Origin of the sequence: Actinosynnema sp. ALI-1.44 (assembly GCF_001984155.1) — a bacterium.
In the GTDB taxonomy this organism is placed as follows: domain Bacteria; phylum Actinomycetota; class Actinomycetes; order Mycobacteriales; family Pseudonocardiaceae; genus Kibdelosporangium.
The window spans coordinates 19,307-33,033 of record NZ_MTQO01000051.1; the positions used below are offsets into that span (position 1 = coordinate 19,307).

Consider the following 13,727-nt stretch of genomic DNA (forward strand, 5'->3'; position numbering starts at 1 on the left):
AACAATGATGAAGGGGATCATCCTCGCGGGCGGAAGCGGGACACGGCTCTACCCGTTGACCGCCGCCACCTCGAAGCAACTGCTGCCCGTCTACGACAAGCCGATGGTCTACTACCCGTTGTCGGTGCTGATGCTCGCCGACATCAGGGACGTGCTGATCATCTCGACGCCCGCCAGCGTGCCCGCGATGCGGGCGCTGCTGGGCGACGGCGCGCACCTCGGGATGAACATCACCTACGCCGAACAGGCCGAGCCCAACGGCATCGCCGAGGCGTTCCTGATCGGCGCCGACCACATCGGCGGCGAGGACTCCGCGCTCATCCTGGGAGACAACATCTTCCACGGCACCGGATTCCCCGCCCTGCTGCGCGACACCCGCAAGAACCTCGACGGCGCCACGCTGTTCGGCTACCCGGTGTCCGATCCGGAGCGCTACGGCATCGGCGAGCTCGACGAGCGCGGAAACCTGATCTCCCTCGAGGAGAAGCCGAAACAGCCGCGCTCGGACAACGCCATCACCGGGCTGTACTTCTACGACTCCGACGTCGTCGAGATCGCCAGGGGCATCGCCCCGTCCGATCGCGGCGAACTGGAGATCACCGACGTCAACAAGGAATACCTGCGCAGGGGGCGGGCCCGGCTGGTCCGTCTCGGCCGCGGCTTCACCTGGCTGGACGCCGGGACCCACGAGTCGCTGCTGGAGGCCAGCCAGTACGTGCACGTGCTGGAGAACAGGCAGGGCGTGCGGGTGGCGTGCCTTGAGGAAATCGCGTTGCGGATGGGCTTCATCGACGCGGACGAGTGCTACTCGCTCGGCGAGCGGATGACCAATTCGCAGTACGGCCGCTACGTCATGACAGTGGCGCGGTCGGCGGCATGAGCCGTCCCGCCAGCGAGACGTTCACCCGGCCGCAACAGCTGCTGTCAGCCGGGTTCGACGCGATCACCGATCGGGCATGGCGTACACAGTGGACATCCGGCGCCGCGGACGTCGTGCGCGCCGCGCTGCCGGAGACGGTGGTGATGCGCACCTCCGGGACCACCGGTCCCAGCCGGGAATGGCCACGCACACGCGAGCAGCTGTGGGCGGAGGCGGGCCTGCTGGCGGACCTGCTGCGTCCACATCGGCCGGACGCGGTGGTGTCCTTCGCTCCGCCGAGGCACCTGTTCGGGGCGCTCGCCAGCGTGTTGGTGCCCGCCCGTCTGGGTGTCGAGGCGTGGTACCGGCCGGGTTTCTTCGGCGCGCTGCCGCCCATGGCCGGTCGGCGTGTGGCGGTCGTCGCGGTGCCGTGGATCTTCCGGCTCCTGGTGGAGCACCAGGACTGGGTGCGCTCGCTGGCTGACCTGACGGTGTTGCACAGCACCGCGCTGCTGCCTGCCACTGCCGGAGAGTTCCTGGCGGTCGCGCCACAGGCCCGGATCGTCGAGGTCTTCGGGTCGACCGAGACAGGTGGTGTGGCGTACCGGTGGTGGCGCGGCGGGAATCCGCCGTGGCAGCTGTTCGGCGACGTGACGGTTGACATCGCAGGGCAGGGCGAGAGGCCACTTGTCGTGCGCAGCCCCCGGCTGGCGGGGAACGCGCCGAGCCACCAGATGGACGACTTCGTCGAGCCGGTCGGTGACCGGAGGTTCCGGCTGACCGGCAGGCGAAGCCGGTTGGTCAAGGTCAACGGGCGGCGGCTGAACCTCGACGAACTCGAAGTGGCGTTGCGTGCCGTGCTCCGGTGCGCCGACCTCGCGCTCGTGCCGACGACGGACGCCATGATCGGCGAGCACGTCGAACTGCTGGTCGTGCCATCCGGTCGGTACGACCTGAGCCCGGTCGTCGACGTGCTGGGGCTGCGGCCGCGGCGTGTGCGAGTGGTCGACCGGATCGACCGGACCGAGACGGGCAAACTGCGGCGGGTCGCGTCATGACCCTGGCTGCCCTGATCCGGCAGGCGGGCTGGGACGCCACGTTGCCAGCCTGCGGACCGGACGACGTCGACCGGATGGCCGAGAGCGCCGCGACCGTGGACAAGGCACTGGCCGCCGGAACCCGGATCTACGGCCTCACCCAGGGGTTCGGGCCGCTCGTGGAGTTCACCGCGGAGTCCGAGGCCGAGCAGGGCGCGAGCCTGATCGCGCACCTGGGCAGCGGGCAGGGTCGTCCGCTTGACCCGGACGTGTGCCGGTTGGTCGTGTGGCTGCGGCTGGTCAGCATGCGCAAGGGGTACTCGGCGGTGTCCCCGGAGTTCTGGCAGGTGCTGGCGGACCTGTGGAATCGCGGGTTCACCCCGGCGATTCCCCGTGACGGCACCGTCAGCGCGAGCGGTGACCTGCAACCACTGGCGCACGCTGCTCTGGCGTACACCGGGCACGGCGACGCGTGGGTACGGATCGACAACGACTGGACACTGCGGCCCGCGGCGGAAGCGCTCGCGGCGCTGTCGGCCGAGCCGGTCCAGTGGCCGGTTCGGGAGGCATTGGCGTTCGTCAACGGGACCGGTGCCAGCCTCGCAGCCACTATCGTCAACCAGCAGTCGGCGGCACGGCTCGTCAGCGCGGTCACCATGCTGACGGCTCGCATCGCCTACCTCCTGCGCGCCAATCCGGAGCACTACCAACCGGGTATCGCGGTCGCTCGTGGCCAACCTGGACAGTCCACTGTGGCGCGCTGGTTGCGTGAGCAGCTGCCGGCGGACATGTCCAGAGACCCGGCACGGCCGCTGCAGGAGCCCTACAGCCTGCGGTGCGCGCCGCAGGTGCTCGGCGCGGTACTCGACCAACTCGACGCGGCGGGCAACGTCCTGCTGAACGAGGCAGTCGGCTGCACGGACAACCCGCTCACCTACGAAGGGGTGGTGCTGCACGGCGGCAACTTCCACGCGATGCCGGTCGGTCTGGCGTCCGACCAGATCGGGCTGGCCCTGCACCAGGCCGCCTACCTGGCGGAACGCCAACTGGCCCTGATCTGCGACCCCGGCACCAACGGCGGCCTGCCGCCCATGCTGACCCCGCGACCCGGGCGTGGCTGCGGCCTGGCGGGAGTGCAGATCAGTGCGACGTCGTTCGTGTCGCGGATCAGGCAGCTGGTGTACCCGGCTTCGCTGACGTCGTTGCCCACCAACGGGTGGAACCAGGACCACGTCCCGATGGCGCTCAACGGAGCCAACGCGGTCGCCGACGCACTGGAGGCGGCCTGGCTGGTGGTTGGTTCGCTGGCGGTCGGTGCGGCGCAGCTCGCCGCGACCGTGGGCGCGCGGCCGGGAGGCGAACCCTGGGCCGCGTTGGCCGAGATCAGCCCGCCGCTGGCGGCCGACCGGCCGATGGCAGGCGAGGTCGGTGCCGCTCGCGATCTGTTGATCGAATCGGCCGGACAATTGCTCCGGCCGTGATTGTCCATCAGAAGTTCAAGGAGATCTGAAATGCCGGTCACGTCCCAATGCCGTATTTGCGACGGTGTCGTCCAGGAGTTCTTCGACTTCGGTCAGCAGCCGTTGTCCGACGCGTTCGCCGAACCCGCGAAGGCCGGGGACAACGAGTTCTTCTTCCGGCTGGCCACCGGGATCTGCACGTCGTGCTCGATGGTTCAGCTGATGGAGGAGGTCCCGCGCGAGGAGATGTTCCACGAGGACTACCCGTACCTGTCCTCAGGTTCGTCGTTCATGCGCGAACACTTCGGCAAGCTCGCCGAACGGTTCCGCACCACCGAGCTGACCGGGCCCGACCCGTTCATCGTCGAGCTCGGCTGCAACGACGGGATCATGCTCAAGGCGCTGGCCGAGGCCGGGATCCGGCACCTGGGCGTCGAGCCGTCCGGTGGTGTGGCCGACATGGCCGCGGCCAAGGGCATCACCGTGCGCAAGGACTTCTTCGAGGAGGCGGTCGCCGCGGACATCCGGGCCAAGCAGGGCCCGGCCGACGTCATCTACGCCGCCAACACGCTCTGCCACATCCCGTACATGGGCTCGATCCTGCGCGGTGTGGTGAACCTGCTCGCGCCGAAGGGTGTGTTCGTCTTCGAGGACCCGTACTTCGCCGACATCGTCCGCCGCAACTCGTTCGACCAGGTCTACGACGAGCATTTCTTCTTCTTCACCGCGCAGTCGGTGCGGGAGATGGCCAAGCTGCACGGCCTGGAACTGGTGGACGTGGAGCGCATCCCGGTGCACGGCGGCGAGGTCCGCTACACGCTCGCGCTGGCTGGTGCCCGCACGCCGAGCGCGGCGGTGGCCGAGCTGATCGCGGCCGAGCAGGAGCAGAAGCTGACCGACTTCGCGACGCTGGAGTCGTTCGGTGCCAACGTCCGCCAGATCCGCGACGACCTGGTGAACCTGCTGCGTGAGCTGAAGGACAAGGGGCACAGGGTGGTCGGCTACGGCGCGACGGCCAAGAGCGCGACGGTGCTCAACCTCTGCGGGATCGGGCCCGACCTGATCGAGTTCATCTCGGACACCAGCTCGACCAAGCAGGGCAGGGTGACGCCCGGCTCGCACATCCCGGTCAAGCCGCCGACGGAGTTCGCGGCCCGCTACCCGGACTACGCGGTGCTGTTCGCCTGGAACCACGCCGAGGAGATCATGGCCAAGGAGCAGGACTTCCGGGACGCCGGTGGCCGCTGGATCCAGTACGTGCCGAACGTGCACGTGTCCTGACCACCGGCCTGCTGCCGGTGCAACCAATGTGGCCTTCGTTGCGGTTTTGGCAACGAAGGCCACATTGGTTGCCAGAAACGCAACGAAGGCGGCATTGGTTGCGTTTCATGCAGGCGCATGGATGCACCCGATGGCTGGACCGCGAAATGGCCGGGGTGGCAAGCCGCCCCCGGCCATTCGTTCACGGACAACCGATCACTCCCGGGCGGCGGCCGCCTCGTCGAGCACCGCGACGATCCACGTGAGCAGGTCCTTGTCCGCCGTCGCCGCCGCGTCCTGCCAGCGTTGCTGCTGGTCAGGGATGATGTTGACCTGCAACCGGGTGTCCGGGAGGGACTTGCCCGGCGCGGCGGGCGCTGTCCCGTCGCCTGCCCGGCGGCTGGCTTTGACGCGGTTGCGCAGCTCGTTGCGTGACCAGCGGTGCTTCTCCGCGCGGTCCATCCAGTCGGCCTGGTCGGCCTCGGGCAGGCTCGCCAGTTCCGCGTGGTGCTGGAAGCTCAGCGTCTCGCGCCTGCGCTCGTGCGGGAACTTGCGCGCGACCCACGCGTAGTTCCGCAGCGTCTGGTAGTCCAGGCCGGTCTCGTCGATCGCCCGCTTGTAGCGGTCGGGGTACTCCGACTGCCCGTAGATCAGCCAATCACCCAACCACCAGCCCGACGAGTCCGAGATGGTGAAGATCTGGCGGCCTATTCGCCGCCATTCGTCCAGCGGCATTCTCGCGGGCAGCGCGAGACACGTCCGCATCGTCAACGCGGCGCCGGGCGACTGCGCCGACGACCCCCGTTGTTCCCGCTTGACCCCAGTGTTGAACCCGGTATGTCCGGCCGAGCCTTCGCTCATTGGCATTGGCTTCGTTCCCCAGTTCTTTCCCCAGTGGCTCCGCGCACCCCACGCGGCGGTTGTCCCCCTGAACGCCATGTTGCCAGTGTTGGCAAGAGCGGACAACGCAGGTCAGTCAGGTCGAACCGGGTACCTGCGAGTTCCGGGACAACTTCGTTGACACAGGGTGTCCACGGGCGTCCCGCCAGCGGGACGCCCCGCCCGCCGGGCAGCGGACGGCGGGCGGGCGAACAATCAATCGACGGCTGCGGACTCGGAACGGAAATTGACGACCGAGCGCGGCGTGAGTAGTTTTCCTGGGGAGCGCGGAATCGCCGGAATCCAACGTTGACGCATCTGCCCGTTGGTCATCGGTCGGTCTTGATGTCGCTCATTCGAATTGTGATCCCACGCGTGCTGGAGGATGACGCCGACCATGACTCAATATGTCTGGGGTTATCTGGACGAATACGAAAGCGAGCGGGCCGACCTCCTCGCCGCGGTGGACGAGGTCTTCCGCTCCGGCAAACTCGTGCTCGGCCCGAGCGTCGCCGGGTTCGAGCGGGAGTTCGCCGACTACCACGGGGCCACGCACTGCGTGGGCGTCGACAACGGGACCAACGCGATCGTGCTGGCCCTGCGCGCGCTCGGTGTGGGCGACGGCGACGAGGTCATCACCGTGTCGAACACCGCTGCCCCCACGGTGATCGCGATCGACGCCGTCGGTGCCACACCGGTCTTCGTCGACGTGCACGAGGACACCTACCTGATGCGCGTCGACCAGGTCGAGGCGGCGATCACCGACCGCACCAAGTGCCTGCTGCCGGTGCACCTCTACGGCCAGTGCGTCGACATGGCGCCGCTGGAGGAGATCGCGGCACGGCACGGCCTGCCCATCCTGGAGGACTGCGCCCAGGCGCACGGCGCGACGCACCACGGCCGGATCGCGGGCTCGATGGGGATCGTGTCGGCGTTCTCCTTCTACCCCACCAAAGTCCTCGGCGCCTACGGGGACGCCGGTGCCGCGGTCACCAGCGATCCCGAGCTGGACGCGAACCTGCGCCGGTTGCGCTACTACGGCATGGAGGACGTCTACCACGTCGTGCGGACGCCGGGCTACAACAGCAGGCTCGACGAGGTGCAGGCGGAGATCCTGCGCCGCAAGCTGACCCGGCTGCCGGAGTACCTCGCCGGTCGCCGCGCGATCGCCGACCGGTACGCGGAAGCCTTGTCGGACACCGACCTCGTGCTCCCGGCCACCGCGCCGGGCAACGACCACGTCTACTACGTCCACGTCGTGCGCCACCCGCAGCGCGACAGGATCATCGCGGCGATGCGCGAGCACGACATCCACCTCAACATCAGCTACCCGTGGCCGGTGCACGTCCAGCAGGGCTTCACGCACCTCGGTGTGGAACCCGGTTCGCTGCCGGTCACCGAACGGCTGGCCGGCGAGATCTTCTCGCTGCCGATGTACCCGTCGCTGACCCGCGGCGCACAGGACAAGGTCATCGACGCGCTGCGCGAAGTCCTTGCCACCCTCTGACGGAAGGGACCTGCCGTGACTTCCACGAGTGCCCAGCCGGTTGCCCGGCACGGTGTGCTGACGACGATCGCGGAGTTCGACCAGTGGTGGGCCGACCGCCACCGGACCGGCCGGTTCGACGTGACCAGGATCCCGTTCGCCGACCTGGACACGTGGCACTTCGACGAGGCGACCGGCAACCTCGGGCACGACAGCGGCCGGTTCTTCACCGTCGAGGGACTGCAGGTCCAGGTCGGTGGTGAGGCGGTCAGCTGGCAGCCGATCATCAACCAGCCGGAGATCGGCCTGCTCGGCATCGTGGTCAAGGACTTCGACGGGGTGCTGCACTGCCTGATGCAGGCCAAGATGGAGCCGGGCAACGTCAACACGTTGCAGCTCTCGCCGACCGTCCAGGCCACCCGAAGCAACTACACGCAGGTGCACCGCGGCGCGACCACCCGGTACCTCGACCTGTTCATCGGACCGGACCGCGGCGAGGTGCTCGTCGACGTGCTGCAGTCCGAGCAGGGCGCGTGGTTCTGGCGCAAACGCAACCGCAACGTGGTCGTGAAGATCACCGGGGACGTGCCGGTCAACGACGACTACCGGTGGCTGCCGCTGCACCTGGTGCGCGAGTTGATGCGCGTGGACAACCTGGTGAACATGGACGCGCGCACTGTGTTGTCCTGCATGCCCTTCGCGCAGCCCGACGAGGCCGTGCAGTCCAAGGGAACGTCGTTCGCCGACGCGCTCACCCGCTCGTACCTGTCGGACAAGGCGTTGCACACGACCAGTGCCGCGCTGAGCTGGTTCACCGAAGCCAAGACGATGTGTGACTGGAGCGTCCGCCTGATCCCGGTCGACAAGGTGCGCAACTGGACACGCACCGAGCACGAGATCGCCGACGACGCCGGGCGGGACTTCCGGATCATCGGCGTGCGGGTCGAGGCGGGCAACCGCGAGGTCGCCGCGTGGACCCAGCCGCTGCTCGAACCGCGCGGCCAAGGGCTGGCGATCTTCGTGACGCGGCCGATCGACGACGTGCTGCACGTGCTCGTCCAGGCCCGGCCGGAGATCGGGCTGCTCGACCTGGTCGAGATGGGACCGACCGTGCAGCTGCTGCCGGGGCGGGACCCGGCCGACGTGGACGACCCGTTCGTCAAGGGCGTCGCGACCGGTGAGGTCGGGCGGATCCGTTACGACACCGTGCTTTCCGAGGAAGGCGGCCGGTTCCTCAACGCGCTCACCCGTTACCAGGTGGTGGAGGTCGGCGAGGAGTTCCCCGTCGAAGTGCCGCCGAACTTCTGCTGGTTGACCGTGCGGCAGCTGATGGACCTGTTGCGGCACGGGCACTACCTCAACATCGAGGCACGCAGCCTGTTGGCGTGCGTGCACAGCTTGTGGTGAATCCCAAGGAGGGACACTCGGATGCAGGCACGGAAACTGGCCGTCGAAGGCGCGGTCGAGTTCTCGCCGAAGATCTTCGCCGACGACCGCGGCCACTTCGTGTCGCCGTACCAGGAAGCCGCCTTCGTCGACGCGGTGGGCAAACCGCTGTTCGCCGTGACGCAGACCAACATCAGCATGTCGCGGCGCGGGGTGGTGCGTGGCATCCACTACACGTCCACCCCGCCCGGCACCGCGAAGTACGTCTACTGCACGCGCGGCAAGGTGCTCGACATCGTGGTCGACATCCGGGTAGGGTCGCCGACCTACGGCAAGTGGGACGCGGTGATCCTCGACCCGGAGTCGTACCGGTCCTCCTACATGCCGTTGGGAGTCGGGCACGCGTTCGTCGCGCTGGAGGACAACTCCGTGATGTCGTACCTGTTGTCCCAAAGCTACATACCGGAGAACGAACTGGCTCTGTCCGTGCTCGACCCGGACCTCGGCCTGCCGATCCCGCAGGACATCGACCCCGTCTTGTCCGACCGTGACCTGGACGCGCCCACGCTGGCCGAGGCCGGCGCGCGCGGCCTGTTGCCCGACTACGCCACGTGTCTGCGGATCGAGGCGAGTCCACTGGTCAACGCCAGGCCGGTCTGATCCATCGAAAGGTGCCCCAGATGCGTTTGCTCGTCACCGGTGCGGCCGGGTTCATCGGCTCGCACTTCACCCGGTACTGGCTGCGGGAACACCCCGCCGACACCGTGGTCGCGCTGGACGCGTTGACCTACCGGGGAACCGAGACCAACCTGACCGACATCCGCGAGCGGATCACGTTCGTGCACGCGGACATCGCCGACGGCGTCGCCGTGGAACGCGTGTTGGCCGACCACGGGATCGACACCGTGGTCAACTTCGCGGCCGAATCGCACAACAGCCTGGCCGTGCTGGACCCCGCCCGGTTCTTCCGCACGAACGTGCTGGGCACGCAGTCGCTGCTGGAGTCCTGCCTGCGCGCGGGTGTCAAGCGCGTGCACCACATCTCCACCTGCGAGGTCTACGGCGACCTGCCGCTGGACGCCGACGAGGCGTTCACCGAGGAATCGCCCTACCGGCCGCGCACGCCGTACAACGCCAGCAAGGCGGGCGCCGATCACGCCGTGCGCTCGTACTACGAGACGTTCGGCCTCCCGGTGACGATCACCAACTGCGCCAACAACTACGGCCCCAACCAGTTCCCGGAGAACGTTCTGCCGCTGTTCACCACCCGGGCGCTGGACGGTGAACCGCTGCCGGTGTACGCCTCCAGGCACAACCGCAGGGAGTGGATCCACGCCGTCGACCACTGCCGTGCGATCGACGCCGTGTTGCAGCGCGGCAGGATCGGCGAGACGTACCACGTCGGCACCGGGCTGGAGGCCAGCGTGGAGCAGATCGCCGACCTGGTGCTGGACGAGCTGGGCCTGCCTGGCTCGTTGAAGAAGACCGTGCCCGACCGCCCCGGGCACGACCGGCGCTACCTGCTCGACTCGGCGAAGATCCGCCGTGAGCTGGGCTGGGAGCCGCAGGTCAGCTTCGACACCGGGGTCAGGGAGACGATCCGCTGGTACGCGGGCAACCGGGCGTGGTGGGAGCCGCTGCGCGACCGCAGCCCGGTGAACGAGAGCGCTTGGGCCACGAAATCCTAGGGAGACAACAGTATGCGTGGCCTGACAGTCGGGGCCGTGCTGGCGTGCGCCGCTCTGGCCGTGGCGTGTTCCAGCCCGAGCACCGCCGCTCCCGCCCCGCCGCCACCTCCACCGTTGTCGGCTGCTCCGCCATCGACGTCGCCATCTGCGCCTGCCGCGCAGGTGGTCGACTGCGGGGGCAACGTGCTCGCCGAGCGGACGGCGGCAGGCCTCGTGGACTGCGCCGAGGCTGTCGCCGTCATCACGGAGTACCGCGCTGTCGAAGAGGGCGATGAGCCCATCGCGGTCAGGGGCTGGACCTGCGGTGCGGACGGCGACACGGAGATCGTCGTCTGCGAGAAGGCGGGCCTTTCGTTCCACACCGGACAGTAGCGGCCCTTGCGGCCGCCCGAAGGGACACCTCGAAGGAGTCGACCTGCCCGCCGCGGGCGCCCAGCGTCGATCTTGTGCGACAGGAACCAGCTGTGCGGGCGATTGTCAACGCCCCGCGCGGGACTAGGCTTCGGTCACATGGATGATCTTGCTCTGCTGCGGGTGGAAGCCGACACGATCTGGGGCAGGGAACCCGGTGGTGTCGGTGGCGACACGGTGTTCGTGACGGTCACGACCTATGACGGGCAAGTCGAGGTCATCGACGGGCATGCCGAGCTGTCGCCGACGACGCCGACGGCGGTGAACCTGGAACGCAGCTGGGTACTGGCATCCCCGACGCACCTGCCGCAGCCACCCACCGGTCTGTCCCTCGTGCGTGAGCCGTGTGATCTCCAGCCCCCGGCGAGTTGGGCAGCCGACGAGTGGGCGTTGCTGATGTCGGGCCAGGCCGGGCCGTGGGCGGCCCTCGTGGAGGGTGGCCATGTCGTAAGCCTCGCGCACTGCGCGCGCTGGACCGAGCGGGCCGCGGAGGTCGGCGTGCGAACCGAGGACGGCTACCGCGGACGCGGCTTGGCGCCGGTGGTCGTGCGTGCGTGGGCAACGCTTCTCGCCGACCACGACAAGGTGCTGTTCTACAGCGCGGCGGAGGAGAACGTGGCGTCTCATCGGGTCGCCGCCAAGTGCGACGGCAGGCCGTTGGGCAGGTTGTGCCAGGTGCACCTCCGTCGATGATGTGACGCAGGTCTCGCCGGAAATGTCCGGTTACCGGCGTGTTTGAGCTCAGCATCATGCGTGCATGGAATTCGCCCCAGAATTGCTCCAGTTTCCGATGGCCCGTGCGACGCGGTGTCCCTTCGATCCGGCACCGGAGTTGACCGCGCAGCCACCGGTTTCCCGGGTGAGGTTGTGGGACGGCAGCACGCCGTGGCTGGTCACCCGCTATGACGACGTGCGTGCGGTGCTCGCTGATCCGCGGATCAGCGTCGACGCCACTCAGCCCGGCTTCCCGCACACCAACGCGGTGAGCAAGGCGCGTGACACGACCATGACCACGATGATGCAGATGGACGCGCCGGAACACACCGCCCAGCGGCGGCTGCTGACCCCGCAGTTCGCCGTCCGGAAGATGGACGCGTTGCGGCCCCGGGTCCAACGGATCGTCGACGACCTCGTCGACGATCTGCTCGCCGGGCCCCAGCCGGTGGATCTGGTGGCGGCGTTCGCCCTGCCGGTGCCGTCCCGGGTGATCTGCGAACTGCTCGGTGTGCCGTACGCCGACCGCGGCTTCTTCCAGCAGGTGGCGCGCACGCTCGTGATGGACGAGCCGGATCCCGGCCGGGCGATGGCCGCCAGCGAGGAGTTGAACGCCTACCTGGCGGAGTTGGTGGCCAGGAAGAACGCCGACCCGGGTGACGACCTGCTCAGCGCACTGGCCGTCGAGCAGGTCCGGACCGGTGCGATGACACCGCGGGACGTCGCCGTGCTGGGGCAACTCCTCCTGGTCGCCGGGCACGACACCACCGCCGCCATGATCGCGCTCGGCACGGTCGCGCTGCTGGCGAACCCGGACCAGTTGCGCGTGGTCCGCGAAGACCCGGCGCGGGCGGTCGACGTGGTGGAGGAACTGCTGCGCTACCTGTCCATCACGCACACCGAAGCACGTCGTGTCGCACGCGAGGACCTGGAGATCGGTGGCACGCGGATCCGCGCGGGTGACGGCATCATCGCCGTGAAGAGCACCGCCAACCGGGACGCCGCCGCCTTCCCGGACCCCGATTCGCTCGACGTCCGCCGCAGCGCGCGTCACCACGTCGCTTTCGGCCACGGCAGGCATGTGTGCCTGGGAGCGCCGCTGGCGCGGATGGAGCTGCAGGTCGTCTACGGCACGTTGTACCGGCGAATCCCGGCGCTCGCGTTGGCCGTGCCGCTGGAAGAGTTGGTGTTCAACGAGAACGCGGTCTTCTACTCGGTACGGGAGCTGCCCGTCAGGTGGTGACGGGCCGTGCCGTGCGGGGGCGCATGTCGGTCCATTCGCGCTCGACGAAAGCCAGACAGTCCGAACGGGACGACGGCCCGAACGCGTTCGTCCAGCCCGCGGGCACGGCCACCCCGAACGGCCACAACGACTGCTGCTCCTCGTCGTTGACCAGCACGACGTAGGTGGCGTTCTCGTCATCGAACGGGCTTCGCATCCCTGGCCTCCCCGGAAGTTGCACTGCCGCCCACAGTGCCAGCCCGCGACGGGGACCGACAAGCTGCTTTCCGCACAAGCGAAGTAGGTGGTTCGTACGGGCTCTGGGGGGTGCCCGTACGAACCTGTGGAGTTCCCCTGGGGTCGGCGGGGAACCAAGTCGGTGTGAGAAACCAGTGAAGCAGGCCATCGCCAGGAGAATCAGTAGTGGCTACTGCCCGATCATGGGTATAAAGAGGTCTACCGCCGTTCGTGCGCGCCGCGAATGGAGGTATACCTGGATATACCGATACGGTGGAGGTTCTGCTAGTGCGCGCGGGTACCGCCTTGTCTTAGGTTCACATGGCATGTCAACGGCTACGAAAGCGACGCCCGTGTCCGCTTACACCGTGCGCATGGATTCCGTGTCCAAGGTGTACGGAACCGGCGAAGCCGCAGTCCCCGCGTTGAACAACGTCAGCATCGGTATCCACCCGGGGACGTTCACCGCCGTGATGGGGCCGTCCGGTTCGGGCAAGAGCACGTTCCTGCACTGCGCGGCCGGTCTGGACCTGCCGTCGGCCGGCCGGGTGTGGCTGGGCGGCATCGAGCTGTCCGGGCTGAGCCAGGCCAACCTGACCGAGGTCCGGCGGGCGAAGGTCGGGTTCGTGTTCCAGGCGTACAACCTGGTCGCGTCGTTGACCGTGGAGGAGAACATCACGCTGCCGCTGCGCCTGGCTGGCAAGTCGGCGCGCAAGGACTTCGTCCGTGAGGTGGCCGCCGCGGTGGGACTCGCCGAGTACCTCAAGCGGCGGCCGAGCGAGCTGTCCGGTGGGCAGCAGCAGCGCGTCGCGATCGCCAGGGCACTGGTCGTACGGCCGGAGGTCGTGTTCGCCGACGAGCCGACCGGCGCGTTGGACAGCAGATCCGGCCGCCAGGTCCTGCGGCTGCTGCGTGAGGTCGTCGACATGATGGGCCAGACCGTGGTGATGGTGACGCACGACCCGGTCGCCGCGTCGACCGCGGACGCGGTGCTGTTCCTCGCCGACGGGCGGCTGGTCGCCAAGGCCGACCGGCCGAGCCCGCAGCAGATCGCCGACCGGATGACCAACCTGGGGGAGTGGTAGACC

General features: G+C 68.5%; 14 protein-coding genes. 12 read left to right on the forward strand and 2 right to left on the reverse strand.

Translation table 11 applies throughout. The annotated features are described in order from the left end of the window. The first annotated feature begins 7 nt into the window (after positions 1-7). The 4 genes from rfbA to ALI144C_RS35400 are packed head-to-tail and all read left to right on the forward strand — an operon-like array spanning position 8 to position 4,637. The gene (gene rfbA, locus ALI144C_RS35385; RefSeq protein WP_076992013.1) at positions 8-880 is read left to right on the forward strand and encodes a glucose-1-phosphate thymidylyltransferase RfbA; all 873 of its coding nucleotides are present in this window, start codon (positions 8-10) and stop codon (positions 878-880) included. Next, positions 877-1,917: an AMP-binding protein gene (locus ALI144C_RS35390; protein ID WP_076991603.1), complete on the forward strand. Its 1,041-nt coding sequence runs from the start codon at positions 877-879 to the stop codon at positions 1,915-1,917. The genes rfbA and ALI144C_RS35390 overlap by 4 nt, the downstream gene beginning before the upstream one ends. Continuing rightward, the gene (locus ALI144C_RS35395; RefSeq protein ID WP_076991604.1) at positions 1,914-3,377 is read left to right on the forward strand and encodes an aromatic amino acid ammonia-lyase; all 1,464 of its coding nucleotides are present in this window, start codon (positions 1,914-1,916) and stop codon (positions 3,375-3,377) included. The genes ALI144C_RS35390 and ALI144C_RS35395 overlap by 4 nt, the downstream gene beginning before the upstream one ends. Before the next feature lie 30 nt (positions 3,378-3,407). Next, on the forward strand, positions 3,408-4,637 hold the full coding sequence (locus ALI144C_RS35400) for a class I SAM-dependent methyltransferase (RefSeq protein WP_076991605.1): 1,230 nt from the start codon (positions 3,408-3,410) through the stop codon (positions 4,635-4,637). A 195-nt stretch (positions 4,638-4,832) separates the two neighbouring features. On the opposite strand, the gene ALI144C_RS35405 is transcribed toward ALI144C_RS35400, so the two are convergent. Further along, the gene (locus ALI144C_RS35405; RefSeq protein ID WP_237774476.1) at positions 4,833-5,483 is read right to left on the reverse strand and encodes an LmbU family transcriptional regulator; all 651 of its coding nucleotides are present in this window, start codon (positions 5,481-5,483) and stop codon (positions 4,833-4,835) included. Between the two features lie 409 nt (positions 5,484-5,892). Between ALI144C_RS35405 and ALI144C_RS35410 the strand changes: the two genes are divergently transcribed. From ALI144C_RS35410 to ALI144C_RS35440, 7 genes are all read left to right on the forward strand, one after another. Next, the gene (locus ALI144C_RS35410) at positions 5,893-7,002 is read left to right on the forward strand and encodes a DegT/DnrJ/EryC1/StrS family aminotransferase (RefSeq protein WP_076991606.1); all 1,110 of its coding nucleotides are present in this window, start codon (positions 5,893-5,895) and stop codon (positions 7,000-7,002) included. A 15-nt stretch (positions 7,003-7,017) separates the two neighbouring features. Beyond that, entirely contained in the window at positions 7,018-8,388 is a 1,371-nt protein-coding gene (locus ALI144C_RS35415) for an NDP-hexose 2,3-dehydratase family protein (protein WP_076991607.1), read from the forward strand. Between the two features lie 21 nt (positions 8,389-8,409). Continuing rightward, the gene (locus ALI144C_RS35420) at positions 8,410-9,027 is read left to right on the forward strand and encodes a dTDP-4-dehydrorhamnose 3,5-epimerase family protein (RefSeq protein WP_076991608.1); all 618 of its coding nucleotides are present in this window, start codon (positions 8,410-8,412) and stop codon (positions 9,025-9,027) included. A 20-nt stretch (positions 9,028-9,047) separates the two neighbouring features. Continuing rightward, positions 9,048-10,055, forward strand: coding sequence for a dTDP-glucose 4,6-dehydratase (rfbB, locus tag ALI144C_RS35425; protein WP_076991609.1), 1,008 nt, complete (start codon positions 9,048-9,050; stop codon positions 10,053-10,055). Positions 10,056-10,067: 12 nt separating this feature from the next. Then, positions 10,068-10,427 (forward strand): hypothetical protein, encoded by a 360-nt coding sequence (locus ALI144C_RS54860; protein WP_143231061.1) that lies wholly within the window; start codon positions 10,068-10,070, stop codon positions 10,425-10,427. Positions 10,428-10,565: 138 nt separating this feature from the next. Then, positions 10,566-11,159, forward strand: coding sequence for a GNAT family N-acetyltransferase (locus ALI144C_RS35435; RefSeq protein ID WP_143231062.1), 594 nt, complete (start codon positions 10,566-10,568; stop codon positions 11,157-11,159). 64 nt (positions 11,160-11,223) lie between these two features. Beyond that, positions 11,224-12,423: a cytochrome P450 gene (locus ALI144C_RS35440; RefSeq protein ID WP_076991612.1), complete on the forward strand. Its 1,200-nt coding sequence runs from the start codon at positions 11,224-11,226 to the stop codon at positions 12,421-12,423. On the opposite strand, the gene ALI144C_RS35445 is transcribed toward ALI144C_RS35440, so the two are convergent. Beyond that, a complete protein-coding gene (locus ALI144C_RS35445) occupies positions 12,413-12,619 on the reverse strand; it encodes an MbtH family protein (RefSeq protein WP_076991613.1) in 207 nt (68 codons plus the stop codon). The genes ALI144C_RS35440 and ALI144C_RS35445 overlap by 11 nt on opposite strands. A gap of 394 nt (positions 12,620-13,013) precedes the next feature. On the opposite strand from ALI144C_RS35445, the gene ALI144C_RS35450 reads away from it, so the two are divergent. After that, positions 13,014-13,724, forward strand: a complete 711-nt coding sequence (locus tag ALI144C_RS35450) for an ABC transporter ATP-binding protein (protein WP_237774477.1) — start codon at positions 13,014-13,016, stop codon at positions 13,722-13,724. The last annotated feature ends 3 nt before the right edge of the window (positions 13,725-13,727 follow it).